Here is a 17,988-nt window from a genome sequence, read left to right on the forward strand (position 1 = left end):
CCCAAAACAAGCTCCACATGATCACGATGATTCCAAATATCCACAAGTGGTGTAAAATCACCTGAACGGCTGTCATCGTATTCTAAAAAGAAGATGTCNTAATTGAGTTGACCCAAATATTTAGCAACGACATCATAGCCACCTTCGTAGAGGTAGGTTGATTTAAAATTTCCTCGACAAATATGCGTTGCAAGAGTCAAGTCATCAGGTAAGCCCTCTAGGGCTTTGTTTATGATATCCACAATCTCTTGAGCTTGCGAACGGTAGCCATCAAGTTCATCTCCACTGCTTTCGTTTAATTTAGCAATCAAAAATGCCCAAGTCGTATCATCCAACTGCACATAACGCGCCCCCAAATCATAGAAATGTTGGATGGTATCGTGATAAGCCTGTGCCAAGTCACTGAGGTAGTCTTCCCAACTATCGTAGTAATCCAAAGCCAAATCGCTACGCCCATCACGAAAGACCATAGAAGGACTAGGAATAGTGATTTTTGGTGTCACGCCCTCTGGAGTAATTGATTTCAAATACTCAAAATCACGGTAAAATGGATGATTAGGGTTTTCCGCAACCTTACCAACCACACGCACATTGGTCGTACGTGTCTCAGCCCCATGAAATTTGTAAGAATCCTCTTGTAAATAAGCTTCGTAGCCCCTTAGCTCCCAAAGGAAATCCAAGTGCCACCAAGAACGACCGAATTCACCGTCAGTCACCACTTTTAAGCCATTATCTACTTCATGATAAACCAAATTTTTAACCAATTCATCCTGAATACGGAGCAATTCGTCACGTGAGATCTCACCATTTGCAAACTTTTCACGAGCTTTTTTGAGCTTAGTTGGGCGTAAATAGGAACCGACATGATCAAAATGATGTTGTGCTTTAGACATAGACTTACCCCTTTTTCTTTTTTGGAACATAGCAGAGCTGAAACCTACTATTGAATCTAAATATAGGATAACAAAGCTAGCTATGCGTAACAAATATAACTTTTCTATAATCTGTTATAGAGTCAAACTATAGATGTCTTTTTAAAAAAAGTGTCAAGTAACTTTACTTTACATAAAAGATATGTTATCATGCTATAGTTGATGAAAATTCATCTCTATTTTATCGGGCAGATTTGTCGCCAAGAATGGTATCATTTAGACGGATTCGTAAGCCCCTGAAGTATTTAATATCGAAAGGAAGAAACCAAAATGGCAGTACCTGCACGTCGCACCTCAAAAGCGAAGAAAAACAAACGTCGTACGCACTACAAATTAACAGCTCCAACTGTAAAATTTGACGAAACTACTGGAGATTACTCACGTTCTCACCGTGTATCACTTAAAGGATACTACAAAGGACGTAAAATTGCTAAAGCTAACGAAGCTAAATAATAGAAGGGAGATACCATGCGCGTAAATATTACACTTGAACACAAAGAATCTGGTGAACGCTTGTACCTTACTTCAAAAAACAAACGTAACACTCCAGACCGTCTTCAATTAAAAAAATACTCACCAAAATTGCGTAAACATGTTGTGTTTACTGAGGTGAAATAATTTTTTAATTAGTGAAAATAGTATAAAATCAGTGGTTGAAGCCATTGATTTTTATTTTCGGTAACAATTTGGAAACATAAAAAGCAGTAAGAAGGACTTACAGATAATAAAAGCCTAGAAACATTGTTTTCATAGGCTTTTTATATTACTCTAAACACTGTTTTATCAGATTGAAATCAATATCCTCCATTCAACCATCTCCGATATCAGTCTTTCTATATTATCATGTTGCCTAAATTTCAGTGACATTATGTTAAAGGAATTTTATTCCACTTATGACTTTTAGTTCTGAATGCTACGGCATTGATATGGATAAACTCATCGACTTCCCAGATTGCGTTTCTGGTTGTCCAACCCATTCGTCGAAAATTAGAGGTGTTAAATCACATTCTTTGACCAGATTACTACGTTTCCTTCTGACCTTATGACGATTAACCATTTATTGTTTAAAGTCATCTGAGAATTAACGGTATACTTTTCTAGATAGACATTTATCCTGTTTTTTATTAGTATATCAGTCTGTATCAAGGTTGCCTAGACTAGTGTAATCAATTCGGTAAAATGAATAATGTAGTAAATTTTTCAACGTTTTCTACAACTCCTTCCTTTATATTTTTTGTCTCTTATACTCTTCGAAAATCAAAAGCAGACCTTGTTGACTTGATTTGATGACCTTCAGTTCTGTCTGCTATCTGTGTCGCCTAGTCTGCTTTTGATTTTCATTGAGTATTAATCACGTAAGACTAACTATGTTATATCTTATTGGAATCCTCTAATCAAAGTTTATCTCTCATTCCTTTTTATGATAAACTATATCTAAATGATATTGAGGTGAATAATTTGAAACAATTAGGACAAGTCTTTAAAAGACTAAGAGAAGCACGACACATATCACTTTCTGAAGCAAGTGGAGATGAATTCTCACCATCTATGCTTTCTAAATTTGAGAGTGGAAAAAATGACATTTCAGCACAAAAATTATTGACTGCTTTAGAGAATACTCACATTGAAATTAATGAATATCTTTATCTAGTAAGAGGGTTCTCTGAGAGTCAACTGGTCAGATTGCAAAACGGTATTCAGGAATTAGAGTTAAATAATGACTATAATGGTCTAAACAATATGTATAACTCAGAAATAAAAAAAATAGCAAAAAATCCAAATCATCAAAATCATAAAATAAATTCCCTTATTATCAAGGCACATATGAAAGGATTAGATGATACAATTCAACTTTCTAAAGAAGAAGAACATTTTTTGTATGATTACCTCTTCAATACTGAAATTTGGGGAAACTATGAATTGACTCTTTTTGCAATTAGCTCAACATTAATATCACCTGAATTATTCACAAAATATACTCGGGAAATGTTGCATAAAACTGATTTTTTGGGATTACTAAACGAAAATAAGAGCATCATAAAAACACTACTAATTAATGGTTTCCTACTATGCATTGAAAAGGAGGATTTCGTTAATGCAGGTTACTTTGATAAGCATATTCAAGAACACTTTTTTAAAGAAAATGAAGCCTATTACCGTATTATCTACCTTTGGGCTAAAGGGCTTTTGGACTATAAACAAAATAGACAGTCAGATGGTATAGAACAAATGAGACAAGCTATCTCCATCCTCAAAATACTAAACTGCTACCAAGCTGCTAATTATTATCAAAAAGCATTAGAAAAAGAAATTGCGAAAAAAAGGAATTAAACAGGTTGAAAAAAGTGTCCAGGATGGACTTTTTTCAACCTGTTTAATTTTTCTAGGAAAGAAAAATTTTTCGAAATCTTACTAAATTAACATTTCTAAGAATCTGTCTATATTCTATTGAATATATTCAAAATCTTCTCTTTCATAATTATTTTGTATAACTAATAATATCAATTTAAATGCTGTAAAAAGCAGAAATTTTTATAAAAATTCAGAAGAATATATTCAAATTTTTTAACCATTCTAAATGATGGTTATATAATATAGCTATAAAATAAAAAGGAAGAAGTGATGATTATGAATTAGAACACATATAAAATATACATTACTAAAATAATTTATACATTTTTAATTTACAAAATAGGAGAATAGTTATGACTCAATTTATTAGTGAAATGAATAAAAAAGAAATTCCAAATTCTACACAAAATGTTAATATCACTTTCGGCTGTCACATCGGCTAATGAAGTTAGTAAAAAAGACTAGAATATAAAGTCTAGCCTTTTTTATTTTAAGGAGAATAATGTTGAGTGAAATATATACCTATAATATAAATCAAGAATCCTTACCTTTAACTGGTTTTAAAATACATATATCAGCAACACCCTATAATTTTAAAGAAATTCTAAAACTTGTACTACCTTATTTGAATGAAAAATCTCTAAATTATAAATACATTTCAAAGCCAGAGTGTATCCTCAAAAATTTTTCTACTTTCGAAGAAGCTACAAATTCTGGTAAATTAATAACCATATATCCCGAGAATACTCGACAATTTAAAGAGATTTTAAATGACCTTTATAAAATAATTCCAAACTCTACAGACGGAATCTACATTTTAAGTGACCATCCGTATCGTGACTCTAGTAATATTTTTTACCGTTATGGATTTTTTAAAGAAAAAGCAGAGTACACTAAAAATGGTATTCTAACCCTAATCGGACCAAATGGTGAGATTTGGCAAGATTACCCAAAAACTTATTTTGACTTACCTTCATGGATAGAAGATATTCAGGATATAAAACTACAGGAAACGTCTTATCTATCAAAAAATTATAGGATTGATCAAATCGTACACTCTTCAAATGGTGGTAATATTTATAGAGGAATATCTACAAAAACGAATCGTTTAATTGTTATGAAAGAGGCAAAGCCATTTATTCTATTTTTCGATAATGTTGAAAAACGCAACCTTCGTAAAAATGAATATCAAATATCTCAAAGAATTGAAAATTACATTCCTACTCCTTTAGAAAAAGTGAAGGAATGGATAAATACTTATTATATCTACGAATACATCGATGGAGTTAATTTAATTTCATATACTACACCACTCACTCTTTTTTCATATAAAACAACTACAGAAAAAGATAACGCCAAAAAATTTAAGCAGTTTTTAGCTGTAAATAATCATCTATTTAAATTAGTTGATTATTTTCATGAAAATAATATTATTTTAAATGATATACATGCTGACAATTTCCTTATAGATTCAAATGATATATATTTTATCGATTTGGAAGCCTCTTACGAATATAAGAGTAATCCTATTGTTGGAATCTATAATAGCAATAGTTTAAAAAATTGGAATAATATTGATGGTAAAGTATCTGATTGTCATAAAATTGGAAATATGATTCTTTATCTTATTAGAAGGCTTCAAATCAAGTCAAAATTGACAAATGAATTAAATATTTTAAATAATTTATTGCAATTCTACGGCATCGAATCTAACTTAGACAGACTAATCGGCTATTTATTTACACCATCAGCATCCATAAAGACTGCAAAAAAAATATTAAAACAAATAAATGTTAATGTTAGGTATAATGGTAAATTCTTTGTCAACAAAAAATTAACTATCTTAAAAAAACAACTAATCTCTCTTAATTTATCAACGCCTAGTCTCTCTCTTAATGAGTATATATACTCCAATAATCTAAATTATAAGAAATACTTAAAATATCTAGACAATCCTATTTATTTAAGATATTTTATTGATTCCGAAAAAATTTTGGGGTTGGATGGCTTAGCAGGAAGTTTAATTCTCCTAAATGAATCGTCCTGCGATGAGGATATTATTTCATATGGTATTAAGAAACTAATTGATAATATCATTGATACACAAAATGGTAAAATGATAAAAATCAATAACAACACCGCTTCACCATATTTAAGTAATGGTTCTGCTGGGGTAATAAAAGCTCTACTAAATATTGATCCCCAAAAATACCAAAAAATAATTGAAGAATTATCTAATAGTCTAACAGTTAGTTTTGCTCAACGACCAGATTATTGGAATGGAATGTTAGGCATAGCCAACACTCTATTAGATGTCTATACGATCACAAAAAATAAAAACTATCTTAAATTCGCAAAAAACTTAATCATCAATTCAAGTTACTATTTAGATTCTAATAGATTGCAAAAAAATGAATTTATACAAGTTTTTAACTATCTTGATGATCTTACAAATATAGATTGGAGCTAAAATGAAATTAATATTTAAAAATAAGGTATATAGATTTTTAACAATTTCACGTCTGTTTAACTCCATGGGGTCTTCATTATATAATATTGTCTTTATTGTATATGCTGCAAATATGTTTCATTCCAAAATTATTGTTAGTTTAGCTAACATAACCATGGTCATACCAACAATATTTACTGTATTTGTTGGTATTAAAGCCGATAATACAGTAAATAAGAAGAGAGTTTTAATATTAACAGGATTTGTTCAAGCAATATTATTCACACTAATATCACTCATTATAAACGAAGCAACACTCTTGGTTTTCTCAACTATTAGTCTATTTAACATCACTAGTGATATACTTAGTGATTACTCAAATGGTTTAAGAATGCCTATTATTCAAAAGAATGTTGAGCAGAGCGATTTAATTGAAGCTTACTCTTTTACTCAGTTTGTTTCTTATTTCTGCAATCTATCTGGACAAGCAATAGGAGTTTGGCTTCTAACTATCTCACAAAACAACTTTGCTATTGTTGCGCTTATAAATGCACTATCCTTCTGTTTATCTGTCTGCATATTAATTCCTGTCAAAAAAGAATTAACACATGAAAAAATTAAAAAAGAACAAGGTTCTGCTTCTTTCTTTAAACAGTTATCTACTCTGTTTTCCAATATCAAGATGATTTTTAACGAGTCCAGCACAACTAGTTTTATTCATTTACTGGTTGCCATTTTACTCCTAAATAGCTTAGGTGGATCTGTTACAGCTATCTATAATATTTTTCTTTTGAATCAAAATATACTAAATTTTTCTTATGGTCAGGCATTGCTAGTAGTTGAAACAATATTGGTCGGTGGTGTCTTGATAGGGAGTCTTACACCACACGACTATTTTTCAAAATTATCAATTAACAACCTACTAAACATTACCGCTGTTGTCTTCACTATTGTTGGACTATCAAATTTATTTCATTTTTCTTCTATTATTGGCATTATTCTACTATCATTTGCCACATACCTCTCTGGAAAAGTTAATCCCAAAATTAATTCGCTTTTATTAACGAATCTCCCTTCAACTGTTTTAGCCCGAACGAGTAACTTTCTTTCTTTACTATTCACACTATCTATTCCAGCCGGAACTGCTATTTTTAGTATTGTATCATCGTGGAATATGAATATTACATGGTTAATTTTTACTGTTATTTCTGTCATTATTATATTATTATCAGCAAAAAAATAGAGTAAGTTTTAACATTTAAATGGTCATAAATAAAATAGTAATGAAATCTGAAATCAAATCCATCCTCTTCAACTTATTCTAATAAAAAATTGACGCAGTGATTGACCTGTCATGACGTTCGCTTTTTAAGCTCCAAAGATAACTTGACCAACTGTGCGGTGGGAAAGCCTTTTCCCCTGCTAGAGTTCTTTCCTCTCCCATGTTGTACAAATTATAAACCTTGATATATCAACTTTCATAACATGCTAAAATAACATTTAAAATCCTTTACTGATACAAAATAATCTCATAGTCTAGTGGACTGTGAGAGGCTCTAGCCTTTAAATACCGAAATGAATGGCCGCAAAGAATGGAATTATTTCTTACAGACATGAAAAGCCTATGAACATTGCTCTCATAGGCTTTTTATTTTATAAATTACTCCACTCGATAAAAATACTCATCCGTATTGCCACTATTATCGTATTGTCCAATCAAAAGACGTTCTTTACTTTTGTCTGACTGGTCTTGGTTTGAGGCTGTCTCATCTGCTGGGATATAGCGGATGCCATACCCTCCTATGCGACTTCCAAAAGGCTGCACACCAGTTCCCCATTGATGGTTAGTATTCGAAAGCTCACCCGCCTGTCCTTGGTTACCATTTAAATCTACCGTTTTATCAGATGAAATCGTAATCTTATCTCCTTTAGCATTTTTCCACGTGCCGACTAAATTATCGAAGGTGTATATTTTGGAATTAGACTCAGTGGCTTTTGTTTCAGATGATGTCGTTGTAGCTTTAGCCAATCCTTTCCAATCCAAGGTTGATAGGTCTAAAGGATTGTCGTCCATGCTAGCTTTTTGCTCAGCTGAACTTATGATAATAGCTTTTTCTTCAATTGTTGTTACACCACTATTATCAGGATTTAGTTGCAGTTTTTTCAAGTTCCCCTTACCCTGATGAGAAGTCCACTCAACATGGGTGACCGTCCCATCCGAATTAACTTCAAAGCTGGAGCGATAGCCGCCACCTGAAGCAACTTCAGAGTGTGCTAAGTAGGTAGAAACATTATCCTTTAGGTAATAAAGGGCAATTGGGTGGATGTTACTTCCGACATCTGTTCCGGTAAACAACTCCTTACTGCCATTATGATCAATATCATAGAAGGCATAGTGACTGACATTATTATCATCTGCAGCAACTTTCGATAGGGTGTCCGCATATAACGCTTCATAATCTTTTTGATCATTCTCCTCCGACTGAGAAGCTGATGACTCAGAAGTCCGTGCCTGATTAGACTTAGGGTTTTTCATCGATTTTTTTGATGACTGATTTTTTTCAGAAGACTGTTTTATAGCTTCATTAGATTTTTTCTTTGATGACTGACTAACAGATGTTTCAGATTTATGTGGTGTTGTAGTCGTCTGACATGCAGTTAATAACAACAAACATGATAAACTCAACCCTAATTTAAAAATTGTCTTCATAAAAAATCTCCTCTTCGCTTTTCCTCTATTATACAACATTTTTAGAAAAGGTTTTCATTTTTTTAACAGTTTAAAAGACTACTAAACTATAATGATTGTTTGATGAGAGTTCCCTCTAAAAAGAATGTTCCTTTTTGATAAAATAATGAATAAAAATAAGCTAAGAGATATGTTGGCAGTTACGATTTTTATTGATCTTCCACTCAACCGTATAGTCAAATGATTACCTTTCAAACAGGGGACAGAAAAGACGCAGACAGCACCTAATACTCTTCGAAAATCAAAAGCAGACCTTGTTGACTTGATGTGATGAACTTCAACTCTATCTGCTATCTGTGTCGCCTAGTCTGATTTGTATTTTCATTGAGTATAAGTAAGGCAAGTCGAAAGTGACCATGTATCAAAGTTAACTCAAAAGACTATCGTTTACAGAATACATAGAGACCTCCGCTTACACCGAAATTTTTATAAAAGCTGTTTTGAAGCTGTGATGGTAAGCGGTCAGACAATTGAATGAAGGGGGATTTTTCTTTCATCATACCCGTAATCACTCCTTCTGTGAGGAAACTTCCTGTTCCCTTGATTCAAATCTCTATTCCCTCATAGCCATAAAAACTTTCCACCTGACGGTACTTCGAAACTTAAAAGTAATTGGTCATTGTTATTAAGTCTTCGGTGCTGTTCATACTGTCTCTGGAAAGGATAGGAATCGTATCGTTTAGTTGTTAGGTAAGAATTCTAGGTGCAGTTTCCAAGTGGCTCTCTTTGGCCTCTTGGAAATTACAGAAACGGAGACTTCGTATTTATTTTAAAATGTCAAAAATGTGTCTGTAAACTTCTGTTTGCTTCCTTTGATAGGCTTATCATAAACAGAGCTTCTTTTTCTTAAAATGTGAGCAATTGAACATTCTTCTTGTTTTGAGTAGGTTGCTATGATAGTATTTTTATAGGAAAATAAAGGAGTAACTATGTCACAAGATTCCATTTCAGTATTAATCAAACGTGCTAGTTTAGAATTAGATAAAAAGGCCAATGCATGCTTGAATCCTTATGGATTAACCTATGCACAATTTAAAATTCTCGGATACGTGGCTCATCACGAGGAATTATCCGTCACTCAAAAGATGATTGAAGATCGTTTTTCCATGACTAATCCGACTGTTTCAGGCATTATTCAAAACTTAGAAAAGAAAGATTTGATTTATCGCCAGCAAAATCCAAATGATGGGCGTAGCAAGGTGTTAGGATTGACCCAAAAAACGAAAGATTTAAAATCTCTTTTCCATGATGTTGGTAAGAAAATTAACGAAGATTTTACGCGTTCGTTAAGCCCACATCAACAAGAAACGCTTGCGCAATTGTTAAAACTTTTGATTGAAGGCAATTAAGTTTTAAGTCTCTAAAGTGATATTAATAACTCGCTATTTCCGTTGTAGTTATAAAGATTTATGTGAAAATGTTGAGACATTTTCATTGACTTACATAGGAACCTTTGTTATTCTTTTACATAGCTTCCTATGAAGAATGCTTTTTATAATGAAAAATTCTATGAATACTCAAATGATTAATAAGATTAGGACTGACATTCACCCTTTAATTGATGTTGGTCCTTTTAGAATAGGAGAAATGTCTTTGTCACAAGAAACACATGATATTCATGGCAAACCTTATAACCGTACCGCCATGCTCATTATTTTACTTATCGGTACCTTCGCTGGGGTTCTAAACCAAACTAGCTTGGGAACTGCCATTCCAACCTTAATGAATAGCTTTGACATTAAGTTAGCCACTGCCCAGCAAGCAACTACTTGGTTCCTTTTAACTAATGGTATTATGATTCCTGTATCAGCCTATCTGGCAACTAAATTTTCAACTAAGTGGCTCTTTACAGTAGCCTATGCTCTTTTAACCATTGGGCTTTTAATTGACTCACTCGCACCAACGTCAAACTGGACTATTTTCCTAATGGGGCGAATCATTCAGGCGTCAGCCGTTGGTATCACCATGCCTCTCATGCAGGTAGTTATGGTCAATATCTTCCCACCTGAAAAACGTGGTGCAGCCATGGGGATTAACGGTCTCGTTGTTGCCTTAGCTCCTGCCATCGGACCTGCCTTAGCTGGTTGGATTCTTAAGGAAAACTTTGTTCTCTTTGGAACATCACTGGAGTGGCGTGCTATTTTTGTATTACCACTAGCCATTTTGATTATTATCACCTTTCTTAGTCCTTTTATTCTACATGATGTCGTGCCTAATCATCCTGTCACTTTGGATGTTCCTTCGCTAATCCTCTCTATTATTGGTTTTGGTACCTTTTTGTGGGGCTTCACCAACGTAGCCGCTGATGGTTGGGGTGATGTCAAAAACGTTATTTTGCCAATTCTCATCGGTATTCTTGTCATTGGCGTCTTCTTTATGCGTCAGCTAAAATTAGACAAGCCTTTCCTCGATGTGCGTGTTTTTAAGATTAGACAATTTACAGTAACAACTATCGCTATTGCCTTGTCAATGATGGCGATGATGGGAGTAGAGATGATGCTTCCTCTTTACCTTCAAAATGTTCACGGCTTATCAGCTCTAAACTCTGGACTGGTCCTTCTCCCCGGTGCTCTCGTCATGGGACTCATATCACCCATTGCTGGTGGGATTTATGACAAGGTTGGTGCCCGTCGTATGGCTTTGGTAGGTTTTACCATTCTTGGTGTTGCGACTGTACCGTTTATTTTCCTCACAGAAACTACGCCTGATCACTTTATTACCCTACTTTACGCTATTCGCATGGCTGGTATCGGGATGATTATGATGCCATTGACTGCTAGTGCCATGAGCGCCCTACCTCCTCATGAAGCGGCTCACGGTACTGCTGCCAATAATATTGCTCGCCAGATTGCGTCTGCTATCGTTGTTGCTCTACTTTCTAGTGTCACTCAAAATGTCATCTCAAACAATACTCCTGCTAATAGTTTCAAAGAGCAGAATCCATTAGCCTATGCAGAAAAAATGCTTGAAGCCAGTCTTTCTGGTTTCCATGTTTCCTTTACAATTGGTGCTAGCTTCGCCTTGGTAGGACTTCTTGTCTCACTGCTCTTACGCCGTGGAAAAATTATTGAAAAAGAGGGGGAATTATAAGCATGATCATTGTCATTATTATTCTAGCAACCGTCGCTGTCTTCGCCAGCTGGATGTTGGTTGAAAAGCCTGTGCTACGTTGCCTTGCAGGAAGCCTGTCTCTTTTCATATTTGTTGGTTCAATCGCCATGTTGACCAATCACTTCGTGAATCACACAGGAATGTCAGTTAAAACGAGTGAAAAAACCAAAGAAATTTACTCCGCTGCAGGAGCTGATTCACCATTTGGACTCTTGATTAAGAAAGAAGTGGGATCTGATTCGAATAACTATGTTTTAGCCTATCGTGACAAACCATCTGATAAAGACGCTACCGCACACTTTATCCCTAAAACAGACGAGCCAACAGAAGCAGTAAAACAGAGGGTGACCTACAAAGAAGCAGATGTCGATAAAGCAACTGTCACAACAATTACCAAACGTTATACTTGGAAATCCGACTTTGCCAAATTACTCTATGGATTTGGAGGAGAGGACGGTGAACTCATTTCTCGTGAAGTTACTGCTACTGTACCTAAAGACACTTGGTTAGTTGTAACTAAGAACCAAGCAGATAAATTACCCGACATTGCCAAAAAACTTCAAGATGAAAACGCCAAGGCTAATCCAAAAGCTGCAGCCGCATTGCAAAAACTGGCTAAGGAAAATCCTCAAGCCGTAGTCACCAAGCAAGTTGAAGACTTAAAAACAGCACTCAAAGAAGAAAAGTAAGATCGTCTAAAATACAAAAATACCTCATCACTTAAAAATGAGGTATTTTTTGCTATATTTTCGGTAATTTGGATTTGTTCAGTAATAAGGAGCTTGTTAGTACGGACAGCGAACTCATTGCCATAGCCAAACCTGCTAATTCTGGATTCAGTGTCAAACCAAAAGCTACAAAAAGACCTGCTGCGATAGGAATTCCAATTAAATTGTAAATAGAAGCCCAGAAGAGATTTAGTAGGATGCGGTTGAAGGTTTTCTTACTCATATCGTAAGCCTTAACCACACCTAGCAAGTCATTTTGAATCAAGACCACACCACCTGATTCAATAGCAATATCGGTACCTGCCCCCATAGCAATCCCAACATCAGCTAGACTTAGAGCTGGTGCATCATTGATGCCATCACCCACAAATGCCACTTTCCCTTCTTTTTGAAGAACTTTAATCTGGTCTGCCTTATCTTGTGGCAAAACATTAGCAATAACTTGATTAATGCCAACTTCCTGAGCAATAGCTTGTGCGACACCCTCGTTATCTCCCGTCAACATAACAGTTTTCAGCCCTCTATCTTCTAAAGCCTTAATCGCCTGCTTAGAAGTTTCCTTGGGCACATCTTGGATAGCAATTAAACCAACCACATCTGAGCCTTTCGCTAAAATAACTACTGTTTTGGCTTGATCTTGCAACTCTTTCATCTGCTGCTCTAAGTCTTCTGGGAAATTCTTACCTTCTTGCAAGCGATGATTTCCCAAGTAAACCAATTGACCTTGATAAGTTCCAGTCACCCCTTGCCCTTCAACAGCTTGGAAATCTTCTATTTCCCCAACATCAATGCCCTTAGTTTCCGCATAAGTCATAATAGCCGTGGCAAGTGGGTGTTCTGATGAGGCTTCAAGCGCTGTAGCAATAGCCAAGACTTCTTCTTGATTACCGACCACATCTGTCACCCTGGGTTTACCGAGAGTAATCGTTCCTGTTTTATCTAAAACAACCGTATCAATATTTTGTAAGTCTTGTAAAACAGTTCCGTTTTTAATCAAGACACCCATCTTAGCGCTTCGTCCAGTACCAACCATAAGGGCTGTAGGCGTTGCCAAACCAAGCGCACACGGACAAGCAATAATTAAAACAGACACCGCATAAATCATGGACTGAGTGCTACCTGCCCCCAAAAATGAATACCAGACAACAAAGGTCAAAATTGCTAAAATGACCACCACAGGGACAAAAATTCCTGAAATTTTATCGGTCAAATCTTGGATTGGGGCATGGCTTGATTGCGCTTTTTTTACAAAATCCACAATCTGAGATAGCATGGTATCCTTACCAACCTTAGTAGCTTTAAAGGTAATCCCTCCGTTAGCATTTATGGTTGAGCCGATAACCGTGTCACCAGTCGTCTTACTGACTGGCATGCTTTCCCCTGTAACCATGGACTCATCAATACTGGTTTTCCCGTCTGTGATGATTCCATCAACCGCAATCTTCTCACCGGGTTTGACCCGAATAAGATCACCAATAACAATGTCTTCCAGAGCAATCTCAACAAATTCACCATTTCTAAAGACACTGGCTGACTTGGCCTGCAAATCAAGCAATTTCTCCACTGCCTGAGACGCATTTTTCCGCATGCGCTCTTCAAAAACTTGCCCCAGAAGAACAAACATAATGATAAAACCTGCACTCTCAAAGTAAACAGGTAAGCCATTAAAAATAGCATAAACACTGTAGGTATAAGCAACTGAAGTTCCTAAGGCTACCAGAGTATCCATATTAGCATTGTGATTCTTAAAGGAAGCCCAAGCACTTTTGAGGAATGGAAAACCTGAAAAAACCATTATAGCAGTCGTAAAGAAGAAGGTTCCCCACTCGATGATCTTGTGATCTAAAGTATGGGTAAACATGGCAATCATGAGAAAAACCATAGGGACCGAACAGATAAAAGCAATCCAGAAGCGACTTCTAATCGTCATAGAAAAGTCCTTTCTATTTAACAACAAGCGTGCCGTGATACATGTTCATGCCACAGGCAAAGCCAAACTCACCTTTTTCTTTTGGTGTAAGCTCTACAAAAAAATCCTCTTTCACAGGTAGGTCTGCCTTGATGTTAAAGTCTGGAAAAACAACTTGGTCAAAACAAGCCGAGTCTGTCTGCCGATCAAAAATAATACGTGCAGGAAGGCCTTCTTTCAAAACGATTCGTTCAGGTTTATAACCACCATCAACAAGCACACGCACTTCTTGAAAATTACCCCTTTGTTCAGCTTTTACTTCTTTTTTCTTTTTAAAAAACATACTATACTCTCTTTTTCTATTTAACAATCAATTTCCCATGAATCATGTTCATACCACAGGCAAAGCCAAATTCTCCCGCTTCTTCTGGTGTAAACTGAATGGGAAAATCCTTCTTCATAGGAAGATTTTCATGAACTCCAAAATCTGAAAAAACAACCTGATCCAAACAAGACGATGGGTCTTTTCGGTTGAAAATCAAGGTTGCTGGAAGCCCCTTTTTCAAAACAATAGTCTGTGGAATGTAGCCACCATCAACTGAAACATGAATTTCCTGATGGTCTCCGCGAACAACAGCCTCTTGTTGCGACATCTCATGTTTGCCAAAAAACCACCAGAGGATAAAAGCTACCAAAGCTAAACCGAGTACAATTACTAGAAGATTTGTCATTAGAATAGAATCTCCTTTCTTTTGTTTACATTTGTAGATTTATTGTAACAAGCCTGTATTCATTTGTCAATCACCTCTCTCTTTTTTATGTCACTAGTTAGTATCATTTGATTTTTCACTAAGACTAGGCTAGAATAAAAATATGGAGGAACTACAATGCTATCATCTATCGAAAAAACGCTAAAATCTTATCAACCAAGACCCCTTGGGCAAGATAGAGCCTATTCTGTGCTTCTACCTTTAATGCGCATTGATGACGAGTGGCATGTCCTTTACGAAGTCCGTAGCGAACACATTTCTCAGCCTGGAGAGGTTTCTTTTCCTGGAGGACGTATCGAGGAAGGCGAGTGCCCAGAAGCAGCAGCCATCCGAGAAACACACGAGGAATTGAACATTCCTAAAAACGCCATTAATATCCTCGGAGAAATTGATTACCTAGTGCAAAACCATCGAACCATTCACTGCTTTGTCGGAGAAATTCACATTGACTGCCTATCATCAATCTCCCCTAACAACGATGAAGTTGCCAGTATTTATACCCTTCCTCTAAAATCCCTCTTAGACACACCCCCTACCTACTACAACCTTCGTTCAAAAATAAAACCCGAAGAAGATTTTCCTGTAGACCGCCTGCATAAAAATGGTAAAGACTATCGCTTCAAATCACGCGCTGATAAAATCCCCTTTTACGAACAAGGTCCTGAAACCCTCTGGGGGTTAACAGCCATGTTCACCCATCGCTTTACCGAAATCATCAAAGATTGTGATATAAATTAAAAGGCACGTCCTAGGATGCGCCTTTTTCTATAGTCGTAAAATAGTCCTTTATCCTTTTTGCTCAACTCTCTAACAAACCATATACTTTCCCCCTTAGGACAGGGCATTCGCAAAAGATTTTCAGACAGTAAATTGCCTTTGGCAAAGTTTTTAGTCAACCAATCCGCGACCTTGTGTATCCTCTAAAGTGGTGTGACTGATGACGAAACCTTTTATAGGTTATGATTTCATGTAAAAGCCTGCGCATTAAACTGATTATCCTATAGCGTGATTACAAGTACTACTGAACCATGAAGTTTCAATAAGTCTAAATTAACGTGCAGAGCCATTTCCCCTGAAGTATCAATAATATTTAAAACCTTATGGACGAGTCTCATTTAGCTGACTAAGTCAATTTTTATCAGCATTATCCAAACACGCCTTTACCTCAAAGTCCTTTAACCGTTTAAAATGTTTACCCCAAAAAGTTTGGCACCACATGAACACACTTGTCCTGTGCCAAAGATACTAATTTCTGATTAACATATCTTCAATCGAAAGCCAATAGCCCGCCTGCAAGGTTATGACCATTTTAATAATACCCCCCCTTGCGTCAGAATAAACCGCATCGATTGACCGATGAGGAGGCATCCTTTCAGCGCCATAATTCTTTTTCTGCTAGGATAGTCGCCTCTTGAAGTTTATCAATGACCTCATTTAATGTTCTAAATACCTTATTCTTAAAGCCACGTTTGCGAATCTCAGCCCAGACTTGCTCAATAGGATTCATTTCAGGTGTATAAGGTGGAATGAAGCTAAATTCTATATTCTCAAGGATATCCAAGGTCTGAGATTTATGCCAGACGGCACTATCCATGACTAAAATAATATAGGCATCTGGATAAATCACTGATAGTTGACGCAGAGACTCAGTCATCCAATCGCTATTACAGCCACCTGCTATAATGAAAAACGAATCCCCCGTATGAGCATCTACAGCACCATAACAATAGCGGTACTCTCGAATATAGTGACTAGCTACATGAGGACAGCAGCCCTTTGGTGACTAACAAGATCCCAGTTTACTGATACAACCAAAACCCGCCTCATCTTGATACATCAGGCGGGTATTTTGATAGGACTTTCCATTGATAAAGCGCTCACTTGCTCTCTCCTCGTATAAAGAGTTTATTTTTAGACGCTAAAATCGTTTCGGCGTCTGCTTTTTTAGGATGTTGAGGACGAGGGCTAACCTTACGCCAACCGTAGCGCTTGAGAAGAGCATAGAAACCTTCGCGAGTTGTTTTGCGACCAATTTGTTCTTGGTAAGCTTGAAAGAGAGAGATGGCTGTCACAAATTCTCCATGCAGAGCACAAGAAAGTTCTGCTTTGAGGAAACGTTCTTCCTCTTCATGCGTCATGTAGGCACGACGGCGTCCGCCACGGTCCTCTTTGAGAAGGGCCTGTAACTCTCCGTCTAAATAGCGATTCAGTAAATTTCGTACGGTTTGATGGACAAAGCCTACTGATTTAGCGACAGCTGCTAAATTATAGCATTCAGAGTAAAGAATAAGCGCCTGAATTTTTCTATGATGCTGGGCATTGCTTTTATCTCTGAGTGCTTGCTTTAATTCATTGATTGGGGAAGGAGTGAGTTCGTGTGTCATAAGATTTTTATACCGCTATTTATGATTTTTGTTAAGTATTGCGAGTTAAGCTCCAAATAGCATACTTTGAAAAGCCAATAAGAGTGGTGATTTCCTCATAAGTGAGACCTTCTGCTCTAAATAGCACCACTTGAAGGCGTCTATGGAATTGTGAGAACTCTTTATCTTTTAAGTAAATTTTCAGTTCATTAATTTGTGTTGTCGTTAGTTTTATAGTCCTATTATAGTCAACTGAAACAAGAGCAGGACAAAAATGCCTTAATGAAAGTATGGCCATTTGGCAATACTTTTCTGAGGTGTTTTTTGATGTGGGCCCATGTTTTCTCAATGGGATTGTACTCAGGTGAGTACGGAGGAAGTGGTAAAATTCTATGCCCCTGCTCCTTAGACAAGACCTTTAGCCTGCTCATTCTATGAAACTTTGCATTATCCATAATGATAACTGATGGCGTCTCCAAAGTGGGTAGTAAGAATTTTTGGAACCAAGCTTCGAAAAAATCACTAGTCATAGTATCTTTATAAGTCATCGGAGCTATAAGCTCACCATTTATAAGACCTGCAACTAAAGATATCCGCTGGTATCTTCTTCCAGAGACCTTACCTT

15 protein-coding genes and 1 pseudogene are annotated in these 17,988 nt (G+C 36.1%); 9 read left to right on the forward strand and 7 right to left on the reverse strand.

Features of this window, described 5'->3' with window-relative positions; genetic code table 11:
* On the reverse strand, positions 1-893 hold an 893-nt coding region (locus tag A3IA_RS0106535), incomplete at its 3' end, for a 5-methyltetrahydropteroyltriglutamate--homocysteine S-methyltransferase (RefSeq protein WP_018380521.1).
* A gap of 309 nt (positions 894-1,202) precedes the next feature.
* On the opposite strand from A3IA_RS0106535, the gene rpmF reads away from it, so the two are divergent.
* The 5 genes from rpmF to A3IA_RS0106565 all read left to right on the forward strand — a co-directional run bounded on the left by rpmF (position 1,203) and on the right by A3IA_RS0106565 (position 6,976).
* Positions 1,203-1,385, forward strand: a complete 183-nt coding sequence (gene rpmF / locus A3IA_RS0106540; RefSeq protein ID WP_018380522.1) for a 50S ribosomal protein L32 — start codon at positions 1,203-1,205, stop codon at positions 1,383-1,385.
* A gap of 15 nt (positions 1,386-1,400) precedes the next feature.
* Positions 1,401-1,550 carry a 50S ribosomal protein L33 gene (gene rpmG / locus A3IA_RS0106545; RefSeq protein ID WP_001265622.1) on the forward strand — a complete coding sequence of 50 codons (150 nt, stop codon included), beginning with the start codon at positions 1,401-1,403 and terminating at the stop codon, positions 1,548-1,550.
* 840 nt (positions 1,551-2,390) lie between these two features.
* Complete coding sequence (locus A3IA_RS0106550; RefSeq protein ID WP_018380523.1) at positions 2,391-3,263, forward strand: helix-turn-helix domain-containing protein; 873 nt, start codon at positions 2,391-2,393, stop codon at positions 3,261-3,263.
* Positions 3,264-3,786: 523 nt separating this feature from the next.
* Positions 3,787-5,754, forward strand: coding sequence for a class III lanthionine synthetase LanKC N-terminal domain-containing protein (locus A3IA_RS0106560; RefSeq protein ID WP_018380525.1), 1,968 nt, complete (start codon positions 3,787-3,789; stop codon positions 5,752-5,754).
* A 1-nt stretch (position 5,755) separates the two neighbouring features.
* The gene (locus tag A3IA_RS0106565) at positions 5,756-6,976 is read left to right on the forward strand and encodes an MFS transporter (RefSeq protein WP_018380526.1); all 1,221 of its coding nucleotides are present in this window, start codon (positions 5,756-5,758) and stop codon (positions 6,974-6,976) included.
* A 417-nt stretch (positions 6,977-7,393) separates the two neighbouring features.
* On the opposite strand, the gene A3IA_RS0106570 is transcribed toward A3IA_RS0106565, so the two are convergent.
* On the reverse strand, positions 7,394-8,443 hold the full coding sequence (locus tag A3IA_RS0106570) for a hypothetical protein (protein WP_018380527.1): 1,050 nt from the start codon (positions 8,441-8,443) through the stop codon (positions 7,394-7,396).
* A 968-nt stretch (positions 8,444-9,411) separates the two neighbouring features.
* Between A3IA_RS0106570 and A3IA_RS0106580 the strand changes: the two genes are divergently transcribed.
* The 3 genes from A3IA_RS0106580 to A3IA_RS0106590 all read left to right on the forward strand — a co-directional run bounded on the left by A3IA_RS0106580 (position 9,412) and on the right by A3IA_RS0106590 (position 12,282).
* Positions 9,412-9,831, forward strand: coding sequence for a MarR family winged helix-turn-helix transcriptional regulator (locus A3IA_RS0106580; protein WP_018380528.1), 420 nt, complete (start codon positions 9,412-9,414; stop codon positions 9,829-9,831).
* 238 nt (positions 9,832-10,069) lie between these two features.
* Positions 10,070-11,572 carry an MDR family MFS transporter gene (locus tag A3IA_RS0106585; protein ID WP_039827892.1) on the forward strand — a complete coding sequence of 501 codons (1,503 nt, stop codon included), beginning with the start codon at positions 10,070-10,072 and terminating at the stop codon, positions 11,570-11,572.
* Positions 11,573-11,574: 2 nt separating this feature from the next.
* Positions 11,575-12,282 (forward strand): DUF4811 domain-containing protein, encoded by a 708-nt coding sequence (locus A3IA_RS0106590; RefSeq protein ID WP_018380530.1) that lies wholly within the window; start codon positions 11,575-11,577, stop codon positions 12,280-12,282.
* Between the two features lie 52 nt (positions 12,283-12,334).
* Here A3IA_RS0106590 and A3IA_RS11945 read toward each other — a convergent pair whose 3' ends face one another.
* Genes A3IA_RS11945 through A3IA_RS0106600 form a run of 3 tightly spaced genes read right to left on the reverse strand, consistent with a single transcriptional unit; the run spans position 12,335 to position 14,961 of the window.
* Positions 12,335-14,251 (reverse strand): copper-translocating P-type ATPase, encoded by a 1,917-nt coding sequence (locus tag A3IA_RS11945; RefSeq protein ID WP_018380531.1) that lies wholly within the window; start codon positions 14,249-14,251, stop codon positions 12,335-12,337.
* A 13-nt stretch (positions 14,252-14,264) separates the two neighbouring features.
* A complete protein-coding gene (locus A3IA_RS12665) occupies positions 14,265-14,573 on the reverse strand; it encodes a cupredoxin domain-containing protein (RefSeq protein WP_018380532.1) in 309 nt (102 codons plus the stop codon).
* Positions 14,574-14,589: 16 nt separating this feature from the next.
* Positions 14,590-14,961: a cupredoxin domain-containing protein gene (locus tag A3IA_RS0106600; protein ID WP_018380533.1), complete on the reverse strand. Its 372-nt coding sequence runs from the start codon at positions 14,959-14,961 to the stop codon at positions 14,590-14,592.
* Between the two features lie 156 nt (positions 14,962-15,117).
* On the opposite strand from A3IA_RS0106600, the gene A3IA_RS0106605 reads away from it, so the two are divergent.
* The gene (locus tag A3IA_RS0106605) at positions 15,118-15,738 is read left to right on the forward strand and encodes an NUDIX hydrolase (protein WP_018380534.1); all 621 of its coding nucleotides are present in this window, start codon (positions 15,118-15,120) and stop codon (positions 15,736-15,738) included.
* A gap of 670 nt (positions 15,739-16,408) precedes the next feature.
* On the opposite strand, the pseudogene A3IA_RS13460 reads toward A3IA_RS0106605, so the two are convergent.
* Together A3IA_RS13460 and A3IA_RS0106620 are read right to left on the reverse strand one after the other, a co-directional pair.
* Positions 16,409-17,384: pseudogene (locus A3IA_RS13460) on the reverse strand (IS630 family transposase); the annotation flags it as partial.
* A 227-nt stretch (positions 17,385-17,611) separates the two neighbouring features.
* Positions 17,612-17,988: IS630 family transposase (locus A3IA_RS0106620; protein WP_018380537.1), on the reverse strand; the 377-nt coding region annotated here is incomplete at its 5' end.

This window comes from Streptococcus thoraltensis DSM 12221 (genome assembly GCF_000380145.1).
GTDB classification, from domain to species: Bacteria; Bacillota; Bacilli; order Lactobacillales; family Streptococcaceae; genus Streptococcus; species Streptococcus thoraltensis.

What these genes read in the sequence shown, in the direction of transcription:
- A3IA_RS0106560 (WP_018380525.1), top strand. Translation starts at nt 3,787, where the DNA reads ATGTTGAGTGAAATATATACCTATAATATAAATCAAGAATCCTTACCT.
- A3IA_RS0106590 (WP_018380530.1), top strand. Translation starts at nt 11,575, where the DNA reads ATGATCATTGTCATTATTATTCTAGCAACCGTCGCTGTCTTCGCCAGC.
- rpmG (WP_001265622.1), top strand. Translation starts at nt 1,401, where the DNA reads ATGCGCGTAAATATTACACTTGAACACAAAGAATCTGGTGAACGCTTG.
- A3IA_RS0106585 (WP_039827892.1), top strand. Translation starts at nt 10,070, where the DNA reads ATGTCTTTGTCACAAGAAACACATGATATTCATGGCAAACCTTATAAC.
- A3IA_RS0106600 (WP_018380533.1), bottom strand. Translation starts at nt 14,961, where the DNA reads ATGACAAATCTTCTAGTAATTGTACTCGGTTTAGCTTTGGTAGCTTTT.
- A3IA_RS0106565 (WP_018380526.1), top strand. Translation starts at nt 5,756, where the DNA reads ATGAAATTAATATTTAAAAATAAGGTATATAGATTTTTAACAATTTCA.
- A3IA_RS0106570 (WP_018380527.1), bottom strand. Translation starts at nt 8,443, where the DNA reads ATGAAGACAATTTTTAAATTAGGGTTGAGTTTATCATGTTTGTTGTTA.
- A3IA_RS0106580 (WP_018380528.1), top strand. Translation starts at nt 9,412, where the DNA reads ATGTCACAAGATTCCATTTCAGTATTAATCAAACGTGCTAGTTTAGAA.
- A3IA_RS11945 (WP_018380531.1), bottom strand. Translation starts at nt 14,251, where the DNA reads ATGACGATTAGAAGTCGCTTCTGGATTGCTTTTATCTGTTCGGTCCCT.
- rpmF (WP_018380522.1), top strand. Translation starts at nt 1,203, where the DNA reads ATGGCAGTACCTGCACGTCGCACCTCAAAAGCGAAGAAAAACAAACGT.
- A3IA_RS12665 (WP_018380532.1), bottom strand. Translation starts at nt 14,573, where the DNA reads ATGTTTTTTAAAAAGAAAAAAGAAGTAAAAGCTGAACAAAGGGGTAAT.
- A3IA_RS0106605 (WP_018380534.1), top strand. Translation starts at nt 15,118, where the DNA reads ATGCTATCATCTATCGAAAAAACGCTAAAATCTTATCAACCAAGACCC.